General features: G+C 71.1%; 11 protein-coding genes. 3 read left to right on the top strand and 8 right to left on the bottom strand.

The genetic code is table 11. The annotated features are described in order from the left end of the window. Positions 1-152 precede the first annotated feature (152 nt). A complete protein-coding gene (gene nrdR / locus MMF93_RS25215; protein WP_242755044.1) occupies positions 153-776 on the bottom strand; it encodes a transcriptional regulator NrdR in 624 nt (207 codons plus the stop codon). A 735-nt stretch (positions 777-1511) separates the two neighbouring features. Here nrdR and lexA point away from each other — a divergent pair. After that, on the top strand, positions 1512-2309 hold the full coding sequence (gene lexA / locus MMF93_RS25210; RefSeq protein ID WP_114019438.1) for a transcriptional repressor LexA: 798 nt from the start codon (positions 1512-1514) through the stop codon (positions 2307-2309). A gap of 162 nt (positions 2310-2471) precedes the next feature. On the opposite strand, the gene MMF93_RS25205 is transcribed toward lexA, so the two are convergent. From MMF93_RS25205 to MMF93_RS25190, 4 genes are all read right to left on the bottom strand, one after another. After that, positions 2472-4454, bottom strand: a complete 1983-nt coding sequence (locus tag MMF93_RS25205) for an ATP-dependent DNA helicase (RefSeq protein ID WP_242755042.1) — start codon at positions 4452-4454, stop codon at positions 2472-2474. 246 nt (positions 4455-4700) lie between these two features. Continuing rightward, positions 4701-6503 (bottom strand): IucA/IucC family protein, encoded by a 1803-nt coding sequence (locus MMF93_RS25200; protein WP_423835515.1) that lies wholly within the window; start codon positions 6501-6503, stop codon positions 4701-4703. A gap of 271 nt (positions 6504-6774) precedes the next feature. Next, complete coding sequence (locus tag MMF93_RS25195; protein WP_242755041.1) at positions 6775-7782, bottom strand: GNAT family N-acetyltransferase; 1008 nt, start codon at positions 7780-7782, stop codon at positions 6775-6777. A gap of 40 nt (positions 7783-7822) precedes the next feature. Continuing rightward, positions 7823-10060, bottom strand: a complete 2238-nt coding sequence (locus tag MMF93_RS25190; protein ID WP_242755039.1) for an IucA/IucC family protein — start codon at positions 10058-10060, stop codon at positions 7823-7825. Between the two features lie 289 nt (positions 10061-10349). Between MMF93_RS25190 and MMF93_RS25185 the strand changes: the two genes are divergently transcribed. Continuing rightward, positions 10350-11573 carry a trypsin-like serine peptidase gene (locus MMF93_RS25185; protein WP_242755038.1) on the top strand — a complete coding sequence of 408 codons (1224 nt, stop codon included), beginning with the start codon at positions 10350-10352 and terminating at the stop codon, positions 11571-11573. A gap of 147 nt (positions 11574-11720) precedes the next feature. Beyond that, positions 11721-12932: a trypsin-like serine peptidase gene (locus tag MMF93_RS25180; protein WP_242755036.1), complete on the top strand. Its 1212-nt coding sequence runs from the start codon at positions 11721-11723 to the stop codon at positions 12930-12932. A gap of 155 nt (positions 12933-13087) precedes the next feature. Here the strand turns inward: MMF93_RS25180 and hflX are convergent, their stop codons facing one another. The 3 genes from hflX to MMF93_RS25165 form a co-directional block, all read right to left on the bottom strand. After that, positions 13088-14584 carry a GTPase HflX gene (gene hflX / locus MMF93_RS25175; RefSeq protein WP_242755034.1) on the bottom strand — a complete coding sequence of 499 codons (1497 nt, stop codon included), beginning with the start codon at positions 14582-14584 and terminating at the stop codon, positions 13088-13090. A gap of 311 nt (positions 14585-14895) precedes the next feature. Continuing rightward, positions 14896-16476, bottom strand: a complete 1581-nt coding sequence (locus tag MMF93_RS25170) for a M1 family metallopeptidase (RefSeq protein WP_242755033.1) — start codon at positions 16474-16476, stop codon at positions 14896-14898. 151 nt (positions 16477-16627) lie between these two features. Then, entirely contained in the window at positions 16628-19216 is a 2589-nt protein-coding gene (locus tag MMF93_RS25165) for a RelA/SpoT family protein (RefSeq protein WP_242755032.1), read from the bottom strand. Positions 19217-19297 lie beyond the last annotated feature (81 nt).

Genomic DNA, 19297 nt, shown 5'->3' with positions numbered 1-19297 from the left:
CCCCGGTTCTTCCCCGAGAACTGTGCCTGTCTGGTGGCCCGGACACGGTGCGTGCCCAGGCCAGGTCTCTGTGATGTGCCGGGTTCCCCCGGCCTGTCGCCGGTCTCGCCTCCGGCTCTGCCGGCCCCGCGTGCGGGCGGTGCCGGGGCCGCTCAGTCGGCGGCGGCTGACGCGGGGGCGCCGCCGGCCCCGCGAGCCACGGCTCCGTCCCCGCCGGGCTCCTCACCGGCCACTTCGCTGGTGCCACCGGCCTCACCGGCCCCACAGGTCCGCTCACCGTCGCCGGTCGGGAGCCCGGCGTTCGACCGGGACCCGGGGAGGGGAGCGGACGGATGGGCCTCGCGCAGGTCGGCTATGGCCGCCTCGAAGTCCTCCAGCGACTCGAAGGCCTTGTAGACGGAGGCGAAGCGCAGGTAGGCGACCAGGTCCAGGTCCTGCAGCGGGCCGAGTATGGCCAGTCCGACGTCGTGCGTGGACAGCTCCGCGCTTCCGGTGGCCCGGACGGCCTCCTCCACCTTCTGCCCCAACTGGGCGAGGGCGTCCTCGGTGACGGGGCGGCCCTGGCAGGCCTTACGCACGCCGGCGATCACCTTGTCCCTGCTGAACGGCTCGGTGACGCCGCTCCGCTTGATTACCGTGAGTGATGCGTTCTCCACGGTAGTGAAGCGACGGGAGCAGTGGGGACACTGGCGGCGCCGCCTGATGGCCGCGCCGTCATCGGCCGTACGGCTGTCGACCACGCGACTGTCCGGGTGCCGGCAGAAGGGACAGCGCATCGTTTCCACCCTCCCAGGACTCTCGTGAGCCCTCACCGTGCATGACAGAACACGCCTGGGCACCCCCGTCACAGGGGCCCCTCGACGGGCCACCAGCATAGGCCAAGTCTCCCGGCGTGAGCACCCGGGGACCACAACTTGTGGTGGCGTGCGCTCATCAAACCACTAGATCTGGTAGCCACTCGCGGAAGGCGGCCAACACGCGTGTCGCCCTCGGCGCGGGCCACGAGCCTACGCGAGGCGGGGCGGCGGGCAGGTCCCGGGGCACGCCTGCAAGACTGTGCGGAACGTCGACGGCACCTCGGCGGCACGAGGGCGGAGCGCGACGCGCGGCGCCGGAACGCGAGAGGGCGGCGTGGACCGGAAGAAGGTCCGACGGAGCATCCGGGCAGCGTTCCGGACGGTCGGATCGACAGGAAATAGTCACAGAGAGCGACTGGCGGCGACAGGGTCACAGCGTTTGGCGTCCCACCGCCGCAGGCGACGCTCGGACAGCTGCACGATCCACCGCCTCGCGTAGAGGTGCGGAGGACTCGCGAAGACGGGAGTGAAAGGCGCGCGCGGATTCGGAAGGTTCCTCGAAAGCCGACGGTACGAGCGACGCGGGACTTATACACCTCTGGCGCCGAAGGAGTCCGGAGAACTGCGGATTTTCACTCGAACGTGTGTTTGGCGCAACCTTTCGAAACCAACTACCGTTGTCCGGCTAGGGAGAACTTCTCGAGAGGGGCCGACGTGACCACGACCGCTGACAGCGCCACCATCACCTCCCAGAACCGCTCAGCTCAAGCAATGGACGAAATGCAGCCGGTGAACGAGTCCGCGAACGCGGAGGGCCAGGAAGAACAACCTGCCAAGCGCTCGCTTCCCGGCCGACCTCCAGGCATTCGAGCCGACAGTTCGGGACTCACCGACCGGCAGCGCCGGGTGATCGAGGTGATCCGTGACTCGGTCCAGCGACGCGGTTATCCGCCGTCCATGCGGGAGATCGGCCAGGCAGTCGGGCTCTCCAGCACCTCCTCGGTGGCACACCAGCTGATGGCCTTGGAGCGCAAGGGCTTCCTGCGCCGCGACCCGCACCGGCCCCGCGCCTACGAGGTGCGCGGCTCGGACACTCCCAGCGCGGCACAGGCCGCCACCGACACCGCGGGCAAGCCGTCGGCCTCCTACGTTCCGCTCGTCGGACGCATCGCCGCGGGCGGGCCCATTCTCGCCGAGGAGTCGGTCGAGGACGTCTTTCCACTGCCGCGCCAACTCGTCGGCGACGGTGAGCTGTTCGTCCTGAAGGTCATCGGGGACTCGATGATCGAGGCCGCCATCTGCGACGGCGACTGGGTCACCGTCCGGCGCCAGCCGGTCGCCGAGAACGGCGACATCGTCGCGGCGATGCTCGACGGCGAGGCGACCGTCAAACGCTTCAAGCGCGAGGACGGGCACGTCTGGCTGCTGCCGCACAACTCCTCGTACCAGCCGATCCCGGGTGACGACGCGACCATCCTCGGCAAGGTCGTCGCCGTGCTCCGGAGGGTCTGAGCCCCGCCGCGCGGCCCGTCCGGGCCGCGGGCGGCAACGCGAAAGCGACATCACGACAAGGAACGGCCCTCGGGCCGCAGGCTCACGGGCCGCAGGCCTTCTCCGCGCGAGGGGCCGGCGGCCCGCCGTCGTCGGCCCCGGCGCTGCCCGAGCCGGCCGCGGTCACCCGCGCTTCGCCGCCTCGTCGATGGCGGAGAGGGAACGGCGAACCTGGTTGCGGTCCGTCGTGTACCAGAAGTCGGGCATGGAGGCGCGCAGGAAACCCCCGTAGCGGGCGCGCTCCAGGCGCGGGTCGAGCACCGCGACGACGCCCCGGTCCCCCGTCGCCCGGACGAGACGGCCGGCACCCTGGGCCATGAGCAGCGCCGCGTGCGTGGCGGCGACCGCCATGAAGCCGTTGCCTCCCGCCTCCTCGACCGCTTTCTGGCGGGCGCTCATCAGCGGGTCGTCGGGGCGCGGGAACGGCACCCGGTCCATGACCACCAACTGGCAGTTCGGCCCCGGCACGTCGACGCCCTGCCACAGCGACAGTGTGCCGAAAAGACAGGTCTCGGCGTCCTCCGCGAACCGCCGGATGAGTTCTCCCAGCGTCTCCTCGCCCTGGAGCAGGATCGGCAGACCCAGCCGTCCGCGCAGCTCCTCGGCGGCTGATCTGGCGGCGCGCATGGAGGAGAACAGGCCGAGCGTACGGCCGCCCGCCGCCTCGACCAGCTCCGTCAGCTCGTCCAGCATGTCGGTGCGCTGGGGCTCACGTCCGGGGTTGGCCAGGTGCTTGGCGACGTACAGGATGCCCTGCTTGCGGTAGTCGAAGGGGGAGCCGACGTCCAGGCCCTTCCACGGGGGCGTCTCGGCGGCCGCGTCGCCCTCCTCGTCCCCGAGCCCCTCAGGAGCCAGGCCGAGGGAGGCGCCGACCCCGTTGAAGTCCCCACCCAGCTTGAGCGTGGCGGAGGTGAGGATGACGGACCGGTCGGCGAACAGCTTCTCGCGCAGCAGGCCGGACACCGACAGCGGCGCCACCCGGAGGGAGGCTCCGAAACGCTCATGCCGCTCGTACCAGATGACGTCGAACTCCGAGCCCTCCAGAATTCGTTCGGCGACGTCGTGGACGTTCTCGACGGAGGCCTTGGCCTGCTTGCGGACCGCGTCCTCGTCCTGGACGGACTTGTCCCGCGTGTTGCCCAGTGCGCTCAGGCACGTACGACCGGCGTCACGCAGCGCCATCAGCGCGTACTGGAGATCTTCGGGGACCTTCTCCAGCCGTCCGGGAAGCGCGAGCTCCATGAGCCGCTCGAAGGTCTCGGCCGCTGTCTGGAGCTGGTCGGCCGCCTTCTCGTCCACCAGCTTGGCGACGCGGCGCATCGCACGGTTGACCGCGCCTGGCGTGAGCTCGCCGGTGGCCACACCGGTGACCCGGGAGACCAGCTCGTGCGCCTCGTCGACGATCAGCACCTCGTGGCCGGGGAGCACGGGGGCGCCCTCGATGGCGTCGATGGCCAGCAGCGCGTGATTGGTGACGATCACCTCGGCGAGCTTGGCGCGCTCGCGGGCCGCCTCCGCGAAGCACTCGGCGCCGTAGGCGCACTTGCTCGCGCCCAGGCACTCCCGGGAGGACACCGACACCTGGGCCCACGCGCGATCGGACACACCCGGCTTGAGGTCGTCCCGGTCGCCCGTCTCCGTCTCGTCCGACCAGTCGCGCAGCCGGAGCAGGTCCTGGCCCAGCTTGGAGGTGGGCGTCGCGCTCTCGAACGGGTCGAAGAGGCCATCCTCCTCTTCCTGTGGGACCCCCTCGTGCATGCGGTGCAGGCACAGGTAGTTCGAACGGCCCTTGAGCATGGCGAACTCGGGGCGGCGGCGCAGCTGCGGGTGCAGCGCCTCGACGGTGCGCGGCAGATCGCGCTCGACGAGCTGGCGCTGGAGCGCGAGCGTCGCGGTGGCGACCACGACGCGCTCTCCGTGCGCGAGCGCGGGCACCAGGTAGCCGAGGGACTTGCCGGTGCCGGTGCCCGCCTGCACGAGGAGGTGGCGGCCGGCGTCGACAGCCTCGGCGACGGCCTCGGCCATAGCAGCCTGACCTGGGCGTTCGGTGCCCTTCACGGCATCGACGGCGGCCTGGAGGAGTTCGGTGACGGCGGGCTTGCTCATAGACCCGACACCTTACGCGGCGCCACCGACACTCCGCTCGGCGCCGACGCCCACGCACGGGCGGGCCCCCGCGGTCGCCTCGGTGCCTTCCCGGGCGCGTGAAGGCGCCGTCCGCCCCCGGACGAGCGAACCCCGTCCTCGGTCACGGTCGCGGTACCCCCCTCAGTCACGATCGGGACGACGCCACTCTGGGTTGTGACCCCGGCACTGCCCCGGGGCACGCGGCTACCGCCACGGCGCCCGCGCTCAGTGCAGGGGGTTGCGCACCGTCCCGTACACCGCGGCGTGCGGTCGCTCAGAACGGTCGCGGTAGCCGTCCGTGTGCAGTCGGTTGCGGTTGAGGCAGAGCCGTTCGATGCGCGGAGTCAGCAGGTCGAAGGTTTCGAAGCGGGACTTGAGCTTCGGAAAGCGCTCCTGATAGCGATCGATTTCCGCCCGGACGAGTGACCAGAACATCTCTTCGGGGACGCCGAGTTGCGCTTCGCACAGCGGGGCGAGGAAACGGAAGACGCCGACGAAGAGCGCGGAGTGGATGAACTGGGTGAGGAATGTCGGCGGCTCGCTCAGCAGGACCTCGCGTACCTCAGTCGGCATGGAGTCGAACTCCGGTACCGGCTCGGCGCTCACATTGACGTCGTCGACGAAATCCTTGATCGCCAGTCGTACGGGAACGTCCCGTTCGTCGAAGACGACGATCGCGTTCTCTCCGTGCGGTGAGAAGACGGTCCCGTAGCGGTAGAGAAAGTGCAGCAGTGGCGGCAGCAGCGCGGCGAACAGGTGCGTGAGCCACACCCGGGGCTCCAGGCCTGAGCGGCGGACCAGTTCGGCGGTGAGGGAGCGGCCGCGCGCGTCGGCATGGATCAAGGAGGCCAGGGTTCTGGCGCGCTCCCCCGGTGCCAGGCTGGGGAGGAGCGGCTCGCGCCAGATGCAGCCCAGCAGTTCGCGGTACTGGTACGGCGCCTGGGCCAGCGCGTCGTACACGGGGTGCGCGACCGCCACGGAGGCGACCTCTCCCAGCAGGATGACCCGGCACTCGTCGGCGAGGAAGGGGTCGCGCTCGCACAGACCCTGCACCCAGCCGGTGACGGACGGCGCGGCCAGGGTGCGCTCGGTGGGCAGGCCCCGCCACACCAGTGTGTTGAGGATGGCGAGCGGCAGTTTGACGGTGTGCCGGTCCGGCCTGGTCGTGTTGAGGAACGTGCGGATCGACTGCTGAGGCAGGCGCAGGTCGCCGTCGGTGGGGAGCGGGACGATCTGCTGCGCGGCCAGCTGCGGGGCGAACAGCGGGGCGAGGGTTTCGTCCCACTGCCACGGGTGGACGGGCATGCACAGGTAGTCCTCCGGTGCCAGAGCGCGGGAGCGCAGACACTGGTGGAAGGCGGCGATGGTCTCGCCGCTCAACTCGCGTGCGTACAGCCGGTGTGCGTCGGCCAGCCGGGGGACGCCCCGGTACGTGGCGAGGTTCCGGTGCACCGCGATCCACGGGAGGGTCCGGGCGGTGCGGGCCTCAGGTGCCCAGTGGCCGGTGTCGTGGGCGGAGAATCCGATCCGCCCCTTGTTGGCGACCAGCCAGGGGTGTCCCGTCATGTGGCCTTCCAGCTCGGCGTAGCCGAGGTCGGCCAGTTCCGCGACGGACGCTTCGGAGGCCAGCAGCCCGGCGTCGGCGGTGAGCGTGGCGGTCAGTTCGCGGATGTAATGGCTGGTGGTCTCGCCGGTCAGTCCGAGCAGTTCGCGAGCGCGGGCGACGAATCCCAGCGGATCCACCTCGGGGTCCAGCGAGGCGGGGTCGACGCTCCAGTGACCGTAGGCGCCCCGGCGGGCACGGAAGCGGACGGTCAGATCGTCGTCCACCGCGAGGGAGTAGGAACCGGGTGGCGCGTCGGTCACGGGCTGCGGTTGGAGGATCTCCTCGTAGGAGAACTCGGCGAGCATCTTGGCGAGGAGCCGTCGGGAAGCACGGCGGAAATGGTCGGGGCCTGCGTCGAGCCCCCCGGGGACGGCTAGCGGGGTCACATCCGAGGACGAGGGGACAGCGGGTTTTCGGGACACGGGAGTTGCTCCTTGGGGAAGGCGAGGACGAGTAGAGCGGGAACAGGTGAGCGAGGTGATGCGGGAGGGGGGTGGGAATGCGAAGACGCCGGCGGGGGCGCGGTCAGGTCACGTGCAGACGGCCGCTGACGGACGTGGGAGGCGGCGTGAGGGGCTCGGGCGGCTCAGTCCGCTCGGGGAGAGACGGACAGCGCTGCGGAAGGGCTCTGTGGTGGACGCACAGCGCCGTCTCCGAGAGCGGGAAGGGGCTTCCAGAGCCGCGCGCGCCGCCTCAGAGCACGTGACGCAGCGCGCGGTCCCGCACCATCAAAGCGGCGCGCTTGGTGGGGAGCTGCACTTCGTCGCTGTACCGGAAGCCCGCACCGAGGAAGGCCGCGATGGAGGGGGCGTTGCGCACGTCGGGTTCGGCGAGTACGCGTGCACAGCGGGGACGCTGCGCCAGTACCAGGTCGGCCACCGCACGCAGCAGCACCGTGCCCAGGCCCCTCCCCCGGTGCGCCACTCCCCCGATGAGCAGGTGCAACCCGGTGTCGTGGGGGCGAGTGCGGCAGTGACGGGCGAGTGGGTCGAGGTCCGCGCGGTAGATCTCCCAGTAGCTCATCGGGGTGCCGTCGAGGACGCCCAGACAGGGAACGCTGCGGCCGTCACCCCGCAGCTGCGGGCCCAGGTGCGCCTCGGTGACGTGTTCGGGCCCCGCCAGCTCCCAGAAGGCCGCCACAGCCGGATCGTTCATCCAGGCACAGACCAGCGGCAGATCACGTGGAAGGTGCACGGGGACGAGCTGGAACGGTCCTGCGCCGGTGTGGGCCGCGGGCCAGCGAGCGGGCGCGTCGAGCAGGTCGTCCCGCGACGCGGCACCGGATCCGCGCCGCGATGTCGCGGCGCGTGGCGTGATCTGAGCGGGGTCGCGCATGCCCGCGCCGTCGCCGGTGTGCACCTCCGCGTGGGCATGCGCGCCACCGCGGGCGTACGCCCCCTCGATCTCGCGAGCGCCACCGTAGCCATGCGCGCCGCCATGGGGGTACGCGCCGCCCTGGGGCTGCGCGCGGCCGAGGGCGAGGTCACGGTCGTAGGCATCGCGCTGGGCGATCAGTTCGGGCCACTCCTGGGGGAGTTCGAGGTCGAGGGTGTCCTCGGCGTCGTGGTCGCTCAGGCCGACTGGGTCCTCGTCGCTGCTGGGTGAGCCGGTCTCCGCCACGCCGACGGTATCGGCGCCCGGGTCACCGCCGGCACGCAAGGTACCGGCGAGAGGTGCGGAGCCCGGCTGGGGGTGCGGCATGGCAACGTCTCCTCTTCTGCGAGGGCCACAGGCCAAGGGGTCATGGGACAAGTGGGTTGTCGAGGGCGACGTACACGGACTGGGAGTCGACAGGGCCGACCAGCTCGTCGAGACCGTGCAGCCGGGTGAGCAGGTTGGCCTTGCAGCGCAGCACGGGAGACTCCAGCAGCAGCGCAGGCAGCCCGGAGGCGGGCTCGTCCCGTGCGGCGTGCCCCAGGAAGCGGCGGAAGGCCGCGAACAGCACGTGCTCGTCGGCCAGCTGCTGGGATCCGAACGCCCCGATGAGACCGAAGACGTTGTTGATGCCCAGGTAGTAGGCGAAGCGTTCGTCGGTGACGTCGTCGGCCACGAACGTGTCACTGGCCACCCCGAGCTCCGCGCCCGGCAGGCGGCGGGTGAGCGCGTCGCGGTGGGACACCCGGAAGTAGTAGCCCTGGTTGTCACGGTAACGACCGCCTCGCGGCCACCCGTGCGCGTCCAGCAGGACCAGCGTGTTCTGCTGGTGCGCCTCCAGGGCGATCCCCGCGTGCGCGTCCAGCCAGAGGACGGGGCGTACGACGGTGTCGAGGTAGCGCAGGAACCACTCGGTGGCCACCGCGCCCGGAGTCCTTCCGGTGCGCCGCGCGAGCGCGGTCACCAGTGCGCCGAGCCGCGACCGCGGCGTGCCCTGCGCTCCGTGAGGACTCGGGACGGGCGCGGTCAGTCCCGCGAGACAGACGGCGTCCTCACCCGCCCCGAAGGGGTTATGCCGGATGACGGTATCGAAACCGGGCAGCCGCCCCTCACCCGGGACGTCCACCCCGAGCCAGGCGGGGTCCCGCACGACGTCGAAGCCCGGGTGGGCCGCGCGCCAGGCCGCGCCGATGTCGCCGCGGAGAAGCCGGTGCACCTCGATTCCGCGCAGCAGTTCCTTGCGGAGGTTGTCGCGGCGCGAGTTGGTGATGCGCACCCCGAGAGACAGCTTGAGCATCGCCGGGCTGTCCTGCCGGAAGACCGTACGCACGGAGGAGGTGGGGTGCCAGTGTGCGCCGCCGTGCCCGAGGTCGTGCAGGAGGCCCGCCTGGGAAAGTGCCCGGACAGCGGCGTCACGTCGCACCTCACCGGCCTGCCAGGGGTGCAGCGGCAGGGGAACGCAGTCCGCGGGGAGCCGTTCGGCCAGCTCCTGCCCGCCCAGACGTCGCGCGAGGTCAGGTGCGGGCACGGGCTTTCCCCGGTCCGTCCAGGCGGAGTCGCAGGAGAGCACGGAGCGGTGGACGGCCATCCAGTGCAGCGGAAAGCTGCCACGCAGCTCTGGGGAGTACATCCGCTCTTCGGTCTCGGACAGACCCTCGCGGCTCTTGGGGGTGGGATGCAGTGGATGTCCGAAGAGGAGGGCTTGTTCGCCGTCGAGGAAGGGGCCGGTCCCGGGCGGTGGTGCGGGATGGGTCCTGCGGTCGGCAAGGAACCGTGCGGTGCGCTGGACGGAGTCGGCTACTCGGCCGACGAGGGCGGCTCCCTCCAGCACGGGTGCGTCGTCCCTCGACGCAGAGCTGCTCACCGGCGCGGGGGCGCGTCCCGGTGTAACGGCATCTCCCGACGGGAAGGTGCCGTCCGCCGTGGTGGGTCCCTGCCGCCCGAGGGGGTTCTCCTCCACAGGGACGTTTTTGTGTACCTGTGCGACGTGAGCCCCGTTCCGGCCATGCGCTTCCGTGCGGCAGGGCGTTCCCGAGTCTCCGGCCTCCGTTCCGCCCGCCCCATGGGCCGCCTCGCGTCCCAGCAGCGCGGCGAGGCAGACGGCGTCCAGGGGAGCGGCGTCCCCGGGGGCGCCCTCGAGGTGCGGAGGGTCGAACCGGTGCCAGCCGGCGGGTGACCAGTGGCGCACCGGTACGAGGAGCGCGGTACCGCTGGCCGGCAGCGGGACGCGCAGGACAGCGTGCCGGGGACGGGCGAGGCCCGTCTCGCGTACCCAGCAGCGCAGCAGGTTCTCCGCCGCTGCCGCGTCGGCGGCCTCACCCGGGTCGCGGCGTTGCAGGGGATCGGGGGCGGTCGTGACAGGCGTGACAGGACCGGGCGGGAGAACATCCGGGGAGACCGGAGTCGCGGGTTGTTGCTCGGAGGGCTCGAAGAGGTCGGCAGATGCGGAGGATTCGGAGTGTTCGGAGGGTTCGGCGTTTCGGCGGACCAGGTCCTCGTGGTGACCGGTACGACGCTCCTGTGGGGGCACCATGGGCTCGATCAGGCGGGTCGGCCACATACCGGCCACGTCCTTCGGGCCGTCGGCTCCGGAGCGCGCGTTCACGGGATCTCCTCAGCTGGTGTCGACTGGGCGCGCTGGGCAGCGAGCCACTGTCCCCCTACGGGACAACGAAGCGAACGGCGCCCGATCACGGGCGGGTTGAAGATCTCTTTCCGGATGGGCACGCGCCGTGAAGCAGCGGCTGACGCGGAAGGGCGAAGCACGCGCCGGGGAACCGCGCACCCTGGTGTGCCCGTCCCGAACAACACCGGGCATAGTGGGGGAGCCCCACCCGGCTAGGTTCATGACAAGTCAACAGGCACGACGATCCACTTCAGGGGGAGTTTCAGCCATGCCATCGATAGCCAGGCCCGCACGGCGCCGTCCGGCGCTGGCCGCGGCAGCGGTCGCCGCTGTGCTGGCGGTCACCGCGACGGCTTGCGGCCCGGAGGAGGACAAGGCGGACGACAAGCCGAGTGCCACCGCCTCCGAGAAGAAGCCGAGCGGGGATCTCAAGAAGGACCTCGGGCTCCCGGACGACCTTCCCAAGGACCTGCCGACCTCCCTGGACGACCTGAAGAAGTGGCAGAACGGCGCCTGGAAGAACTGGGACAGGGACCGCTGGCTGAAGGAGGCCCAGGACTTCTTCAACCCGATCATCGACGACCTGTGGGACCCGGACCGCATGAAGGACGCGGACGGGAACGACCGCAAGGTCGACGACTCCGACATCGATGACGGTCAGAGCGGCGGCAAGGACGGCACCGGCGAGGACGAGGGCGTCACCGACCCGACGCCGGACCCGGTCAAGGCGGCCGCGGTCAAGACGCCCTACACGCAGGACGACCTGCCCGTCGGCAAGGTCTTCATGGACACCCCCAAGGGCGCCATGGTCTGCTCGGGCGCCGTCGTCAAGGATCCGCGCAACCCGGGCAAGTCCAACCTCGTCGCGACGGCGGGGCACTGCGTCCACGGCGGCGCGGGCAAGGGCTGGTACCGCAACGTCGTCTTCGTGCCTGACTACAACCCGGGCGGCCTCTCGAACGAGCAGCTGTCGAGCGCCTCCAAGAGCGACGTCGCGCCGAAGGGCATCTGGTGGGCCAAGCGCGCCCGCACGACCGACCACTGGATCAAGACCGGTGCGGAGCGCGGCGGCAAGGGCGCCCAGCAGGACTTCGCCGTGCTGAGCGTCCAGCCGGAGGACAAGACGGACAGTACCTCCCTCGAGGAGAAGGCCGGCGGCGCGCTCAAGACGTCCTTCAGCACGCCGCGCGTGAAGTCCCTCAAGAGCCTGACGGCCGTGGGCTACCCGGCGGCCCCGCCGTTCGACGGCGCGAAGATGTACCGCTGTGCCGACAAGCCCAGCCGCCTCACCATCGACCCGGCGCAGCCGACGATGTACCGCATCGGCTGCACCATGACGGCCGGCTCGTCCGGCGGCCCGTGGCTCGACTCCTCGGGCACCCGGCTGCTGTCGGTGACGTCGATCGGGCCGATCACCGCCGACTGGCTGGCGGGCGCACGTCTCGGCAAGGAAGCCAAGGGCGTCTTCGACGCGATCAGCCGGGAAGGCTGACGGACGGGTGGGCCGGCCCATCGCGCCGGCCCACCCACACGGGAAGACCGACGGCGGAGTACGCGGACTCCACGCGATCCGCGGACTCGGCGGGTTCCGCGCACCTCGCGCACTCCTCGCACCACACCTCAGGGGGACCTCGAAAACATGTCACGCATACGCAGAACAGGAAACGGACGTCCGGTCGTGGCCGCCGCGGCGCTCGCCGCGACGCTGGCTCTGACCGCCACGGCCTGCGGCTCGGGCGACGACGACGCCAAGAAGGCGGACGCCAAGCCCGCCGCCTCCGACTCGGCACAGGACGCGGACGGTTCCGGCGACGGGAAGGAGAAGATCGGCATCCCTGACAAGCTGCCGAAGGACCTTCCCACGTCGCTCAAGGACCTCGACTCGTGGCGCGACGGAGCCTGGAAGAACTGGGACAAGGACCAGTGGGTGCGTGGCGCCAAGGACTTCATCAACCCCTACCTCAAGGGACACTGGGACCTGGGCCGGATGAAGAAGGCCGAGGACAACGAGAAGAAGGTCCCCGAGAACATCGAGAGCACGTCCGGGGCTGCCAACACCGCGGAGCCGCGTCCGGTCAAGGCGGAGGCCGTCAAGACTCCGTACACCCGTAACGCCGCTCCGGCGGGCAAGGTCTTCATGGACACCCCGGAAGGACCGATGGTCTGTTCCGGCACGGTCGTGAAGGACCCTCGCCACCCGGGCAAGTCCAACCTCGTGGCGACGGCGGGCCACTGCGTCCACTCGGGCCGCAGCGGTGGCTGGCTGCGCAACATCACCTTCATCCCGGCCTTCAACGACCGGGGCCTGGACATGCCGTCGGTCAACAACGCCCCGCCGCAGGAGGTGGCGCCGTACGGCGAGTGGTGGGTCAAGTGGGCGCAGACCACCAACTACTGGATCCAGAAGGGTGCCAAGTCCGGTGGCGGCGGCTCTCAGCAGGACTTCGCCGTGCTGAGCGTCCAGCCGGTGAACAAGAGCGGCAAGTCGCTGGAGGAGACCGTCGGCAACGCCGTGAAGGCCAACTTCGACGCGCCCTCGCCCTCGCGCATCCGGGGCGTCAGCAACTACGGCTACCCGGCCGCACCGCCGTTCGACGGGGCAAAGATGTACTCCTGCACGGACAAGCCGGGCGCGCTGACGATCGACCCGTCCGAGCCCGCGCTGTACCGCATCGGCTGCACCATGACGGGCGGGTCCTCGGGTGGCGCATGGCTGATCAAGGGAGCGGGGGGCAAGCCCGAGCTGATCTCGGTCAACTCCATCGGCCCGCACCCGGCCACCTGGCTCGCGGGTCCGCGCCTGGGCAAGACGGCTGAGGCCGTCTTCGACGCGGCCAGCCAGAAGGGCTGAGCGGCACACCTGCGCACGCGCACGTGAGGCTGCCCCCTCCGAAGCGGGAGGGGGCAGCCTCACGTGCGTCTCGGTTCCGTACCGTCCGTCCCCTTCGCCGTGGCGAGCGGGTCAGGAGCCGGAACCGGCGAGCGGCCGTGGCCGCTCGCCGGGCACTATCCGGCCGCCGTCATCTGGAAGGCGCGCAGCTCGGCCGCGAGCTCCTCGTGGACCCGGGCCTTGAGCAGCGTGCCGTGCTCGGTGTGCTCCTCGGAGAGGACCTCGCCCTGGGTGTGCACGCGGGAGACCAGCTTGCCCTCGGTGTAGGGCAGCAGCACCTCCAGCTCGACGGAGGGGTGCGGCAGCTCGTCGTCGATCAGCTCCCGCAGCTCGTCGACGCCCTGCCCGGTGCGGGCCGAGACGACCAGAGCGTGCTTCTCGGTGCGGAGGAGCCGCTGCAGGACGAGCGGATCGGCGGCGTCGGCCTTGTTGATCACCACGATCTCGGGCACGTCCGCCGCGCCGACGTCCCTGACGACCTCGCGCACGGCCGCCAGCTGCTCCTCCGGCACCGGATGCGAGCCGTCGACCACGTGCAGGATCAGGTCCGAGTCGCCGACCTCCTCCATGGTGGAGCGGAACGCCTCCACCAGGTGGTGCGGGAGGTGACGCACGAAGCCGACCGTGTCAGCCAGCGTGTACGCCCGCCCGCTGGGGGTCTCGGCCTTGCGGATGGTCGGATCCAGGGTGGCGAACAGCGCGTTCTCCACCAGGACGCCGGCCCCCGTCAGCCGGTTGAGCAGGGAGGACTTGCCCGCGTTCGTGTAGCCGGCGATGGCGACCGACGGCACCTTGTTGCGCCTTCGGTCCTGCCGCTGCACATCGCGGCCGGTCTTCATGTCCGCGATCTCCCGGCGCATCTTGGCCATCTTCTCGCGGATGCGGCGCCGGTCCGTCTCGATCTTGGTCTCACCCGGACCGCGAGTGGCCATGCCGCCGCCCGCCGAACCCGAGCCACCGCCACCCATCTGGCGGGAGAGCGACTGGCCCCAGCCGCGCAGCCTGGGAAGCATGTACTGCATCTGGGCCAGCGAGACCTGTGCCTTGCCCTCGCGGGACTTGGCGTGCTGGGCGAAGATGTCGAGGATCAGCGCCGTCCTGTCGACGACCTTGACCTTGACGATGTCTTCGAGGTGGATGAGCTGCCCCGGGGTGAGCTCACCGTCACACACCACGGTGTCGGCGCCGGTCTCCAGGACGATGTCCCGCAGTTCCTCGGCCTTGCCGGAACCGATGTAGGTGGCCGCGTCGGGCTTGTCCCGCCGCTGGATCACGCCGTCCAGCACCAGGGCGCCCGCCGTTTCGGCCAGCGCCGCCAGCTCCGCGAGGGAGTTGTCCGCGTCCTGCGCCGTGCCGGAGGTCCAGACGCCGATCAGCACCACGCGCTCCAGACGGAGCTGCCGGTACTCGACCTCTGTGACGTCCTCCAGCTCGGTGGAGAGACCGGCCACTCGCCGCAGCGCCGCCCGCTCGGAGCGGTCGAACTGATCACCGTCACGGTTTTCGTCGAGCGTGTGACTCAGAGCGACGTCCTCTTCCATCAGGGCGTCGGCTCGGCGGTTCGTCCTGGCGATGCGCTGGCCGTTCTGTGGAAGGGAAGAGGAGAGGGTCAAGTGGATCCTTAGGGTCGAGAGACATTTCCGTACCCGTCACAACGCCCTGGCGCCGGGGAAGATTCCCCGGACGGCCTCGCTCTTGTGCCGTGGCCGCGCCGTGCCGCCGCGCCGTGCGGTCACCAGATGGTCGCACGGCGCAGCGACGGCGTCACCCGTATTTGACGCCCCCCCGGCAGACGGTCTCCCTCCGCGTCCTTCCGCAGGGTGGGCACCTTCGGGGGCGGTGTGACGCTGTCCCTCGTCTCTCTTCCGCTCGGCGGTACTCGCCTGTGTTCAGGGCGAGCACCGCCGGTCCCTCCCGGCGCCCCTCAGCCCTGTCCTGCGGGACGCTCGGCCTCCCGGGCGCCCTTGTCGACGGGACCGTGGCTCTTCCCCGGTGTCTTCTCCAGAGATTTCCGCTGCTCCTCGGGAGACTTCTGCTTCCAGTCCGGGTGGCCCGGCATGGGCGGGGTGGTCTTCCCGTAGAGCCACTTTTTCAAGAACGCGCTCTGGTCCTCGCCCGAGACCTCGCCGGCCAGCGCGATGAAGTCGCCCGTGTCGGCGTTGTCGTCGCGGTACCGGCGCGTCCACTCCTGCTCCAGACGGGCGAAGGCATCCTTTCCGATCCGCTCCCGGAGGGCGTAGAGGACGACGGCCGACCCGTTGTAGACGATCGGACTGAACAACTCGATCTTGCCGTCCCCCTGGGCGGGCAGCAGCGCCGCGGGCGGTCCGTAGCGCTTGCGCCAGGAGTCCGACAGCTCGTACGAGGCCCGGGCCCGCTCCTCGACCGTGAAGCCCCCACGCTCGGCCGCGTAGGCCCACTCGTACCAGGTGGCGTGTCCCTCGTTCAGCCACAGGTCGGTCCACCGGCGGGGGCTGACGCTGTCGCCGAACCACTGATGCGCCAGCTCGTGCACCATCAGGGACTCCTTGTACCAGGACGGGTACGCCGGGTTGGCGAGGAGGTCGCTTTCGAACAGGGAGAGCGTCTGGGTCTCCAGCTCGAACCCGGTCCGCGCCTCGGCGGCCAGCACGCCGTAGTTCTCGAACGGGTACCGTCCTGCCCTCCGCTCCATCCAGGCGATCTGGTCGGAGGTCCGCTTCAGCCAGGGGGCGAGCGCCTTGCGCTGCTCGACAGGCACGACGTGACGCAGCGGCAGCCCGTGCGGGCCCTTCTCGTGCACGACGGTGGACCGGCCGATCGACACCTGGGCGAGCTCGGTGGCCATGGGATGGCCCATCCGGTAGGTCCAGACGGTGTCCTCGTTTCCGTCACCCGCGCGCGTCCGTCCTGCGGGCAGCCCGCCCGCCACGACGGTCAGTTCCTTCGGGGCACGCACGTGAAAGGTGAACATCGCCTTGTCGGCGGGGTGGTCGTTGGAAGGGAAGACACGGTGCGCGGCGTCGGCCTGGTTGGCCATGGCCAGCCCGTCCTTGGTACGGACCCAGCCGCCGTTCTTGGTTTTCGGGTCGCTGGTGTGCCTCACCTCGATGTGCAGCCAGGAACCACGTCGCAACGGCGTCCGGGGAGTGACGACCAGGTCCTCCCCTGCGCGTGCGTGCTCAGCGGGCAGGCCGTTCACCTTGACGGAGCTCACTTTCCCGCCCGCGAAGTCCAGGTTGAACCGCTCCATGTCCCCGGTGGTGACCTGCGCGTCGATGCGGGTGCGCGCCGTGAGCGGCTTGCTGTTGTCGCCGCTGTAGTCGAAGGAGATGTCGTAGGCACGCACGTCGTAGCCGGGATTGCCCAGGTGGGGGAAGAGGTGGTCGCCGATCCCCGCGGGGCGGGGCGCCGGCAGGGTCGCACCGACGAGGGCGAGTGCGGCGGCGGTGACCGTAGCGGCCACCGCGCAGCGGCGTGGGAGTGCGCGGGAACGGGCGCGAACTGTGAGGGCTGTACTGGCCATGCGTCATCGCTACCAGCGACCGGCAGCCGTGATGATCTTCCTCGCTCGTGTCCACCCGAAAGGGGACGCACGTCAGTGCGGACGAGCGCGGAGGGCGGGAACGGTTCGCCACGGCGTCCCGGGCGGTGCGCCTTCCCTGTGCCTGCGCGCGTCAGTTCGCGAGGGCCCTGCGCGCGGAGCGGCTCACGTCGTAGACGCCGGGCACGCGCCGCATGGCGCGCATCAGGGCCGGCAGTCCGGCGGCGTCGGGGAGTTGGAGGGTGTACGTGTGCCGGACCCGCTGTTCGCGGGGAGGTTCGACGTCGGCCGCGACGACGGCCGCGCCGTGCACCGCGATGGTCTCCGTGAGGTCGGCCAGCAGCCGGGGGCGGCCGAACGCCTCGGCCCGCAGTGTCACACGGCATCCGGCCGCGCCCTGCTCCCAGCGCACCGGCAGGGGCAGCCGGCCGTCCGAGGCCATCCGCGCCACCGACTGGCAGCTGTCCCGGTGGACTGTGACGGCACCGCCGCGCACCGGGAACCCGGTCACCGCGTCGGTCGGCACCGGAGTGCAGCAGCGGGCCAGCCGTACCGGCGTTTCCGGACGCCCAGGCACCACCGGAACGTTCTCCCCGTACCGCTCGCCCCGGTGCCCCGCACGCCTGCCGGATCGTTCCCCGCGCACCCCACGCACCGTGTGCTGCGCAGGAGCGTCCCGACGAGCCTCCCCGTCGCCCTTCGCGGGCCCCGCTCGGTGTTCAGTGGGGCCGACACCCGTGCTCGAGGCCGTGCCCTCCTCGGCACCGACAGCGCGCGCCGTGTCCGCTGCGGCTTCCGGTCCTGAGCCGGGGACGGAGCGGGGGCCGGCGGCGGGGTCGGTGCTCGCGTCGTCGGTGGCGCTCACGGTCGGTGGAGGATCCACGATCGCCCCCGCGTGCACAGCCGCATCGGAATCCGCGTCCGCATCCGCATCCGTGCCCGCGCCTGAAGGCGTGTCCGCTTCCGCGTTCTGACTCGCCCTCGGGTCAACGTCCGGGGCCGTCTGGGCGTCCCCGTCGGCGGCAGTGCCGAAGCGGGGATCTCCGGCCGTACGGAGGTCGCCAGGACGCGTCACGCCGCCGGGGGCGGTGGCGTGGGGCGCGGCAGCCGTCCCGTCCGCTGCGGCCTCCGGCGCCTCGCCGTGGGCCGCCAGCCACTTCCGGATGGCGATCCGGGCGGACGGCGTCCGTACGTGGTCGAGCCACTGCGGAGACGGCCCCGAGGGGCTGCCCTGGCTGGGCTCGAGGAAGAGCTGGAGCGCGTCTCCGTCCCGCAGCACCGTGGTCAGGGCGGCCAGTCGTCCGTTGACGCGCGCCCCGATACAGCGGTGCCCTGCCTGTCCGAGCCGGGCGTACGCCGCGTCGACGCAGGTGGCGCCCGCGGGCAGCGGGAGCGGGCCGGACCCGAAGCCCTCCGTGCCGGGGACGGCGCAGTAGACGGTGATCTCCAGGTCCTGCGCCAGCTCGTCGCGCAGTTCCTGCCAGAAGGTGTTCGGGTCGGGGGCGTCGCTCTGCCACTCCAAGAGGCGCGACAGCCAGCCCGGCCGCGTCGGGTCGACCCGCTCCCCCGTGCCGACCCCTTCGGCTGCGGAACCCGCCCCCGCGGCTCCCTCCTGGGCCGCCTCCGCCGTGGCGGCCGCGTGGGGGTCGCCCAGGGCGATGACTCCGGTCTCGGCCACCTGGTGCATGCGCCGGGTGCGCACCAGGACCTCTGCGACCCGGCCCTCCTCGTCGGCGATCGCGGTGTGCAGCGACTGATAGAGGTTGAACTTGGGAACGGCGATGAAGTCCTTGAACTCGGACACCAGCGGAGCGAAGCAGGTGTGCAGCTCGCCGAGAGTGGCGTAGCAGTCGGCGTCCTCGTCCACGAGGACGAGCAGGCGCGCGAAGTCGCAGTCGCCGAGCTGGCCGCGTTTGAGTCGCAGCCGGTGCACCGAAACGGTGTGGCGGGGGCGGATGAGCACCTGGGCGACGACCCCGGCGTCCCGCAGCGTCCGGCGCACCTGGGCGGCCAGTCCGGTCAGCGGGTCGGGGCGTGTGCTGTGCTCGCGGATCAGCTCGCGGGTGCTGCGGTGCTCCTCCGGGCACAACACGGCGAAGACCAGATCCTCCAGCTCGCTCTTGAGTGCCTGGACGCCGAGCCGTTCGGCGAGAGGGATGAGCACGTCGCTGGTGACCTTGGCGATGCGCACCTGTTTCTCGCGCCGCATGACGCCGAGGGTGCGCATGTTGTGCAGCCGGTCGGCCAGTTTGATCGACATGACGCGCACGTCGTTGCCCGTGGCGAGCAGCATCTTGCGGAACGTCTCGGGTTCCGCGGCCGAGCCGTAGTCGACCTTCTCCAGCTTGGTGACGCCGTCCACCAGATAGCACACCTGATCGCCGAACTCACGGCGCACCTGGTCGAGCGTGACCGCCGTGTCCTCGACGGTGTCGTGCAGCAGCGACGCGGTCAGGGTGGTGGTCTCCGCACCGAGCTGCGCGAGCAGGAGGGTGACCGCGAGAGGGTGGGTGATGTAGGGCTCACCGCTCTTGCGGGTCTGCCCGCGGTGGGAGGACTCGGCCAGTACGTACGCCCTGCGCAGAGGGCGCAGGTCGGCGCGCGGATGGTGGGCCCTGTGCACCTTGGCGACGTGCTCGATGGCGTCCGGCAGCGAGTCCCTCGGCGCGGCGCCCAGCAGTGCCACTCTGCTCAGCTTCCGCAGACCGCGCACCGCGCTCATGGGCACCTCCCGCTCCTGCCGCGCCCCCGGGCCGGGGCTGTGATGCTACCGGCCCCGCCACACGCCCCTGACCGACTCCGG

Source organism: Streptomyces tubbatahanensis, from assembly GCF_022699385.1.
In the GTDB taxonomy this organism is placed as follows: domain Bacteria; phylum Actinomycetota; class Actinomycetes; order Streptomycetales; family Streptomycetaceae; genus Streptomyces; species Streptomyces diacarni.
Note: the sequence above shows the minus strand (reverse complement) of the source record. Positions and strands in the feature narration are given on the sequence as shown.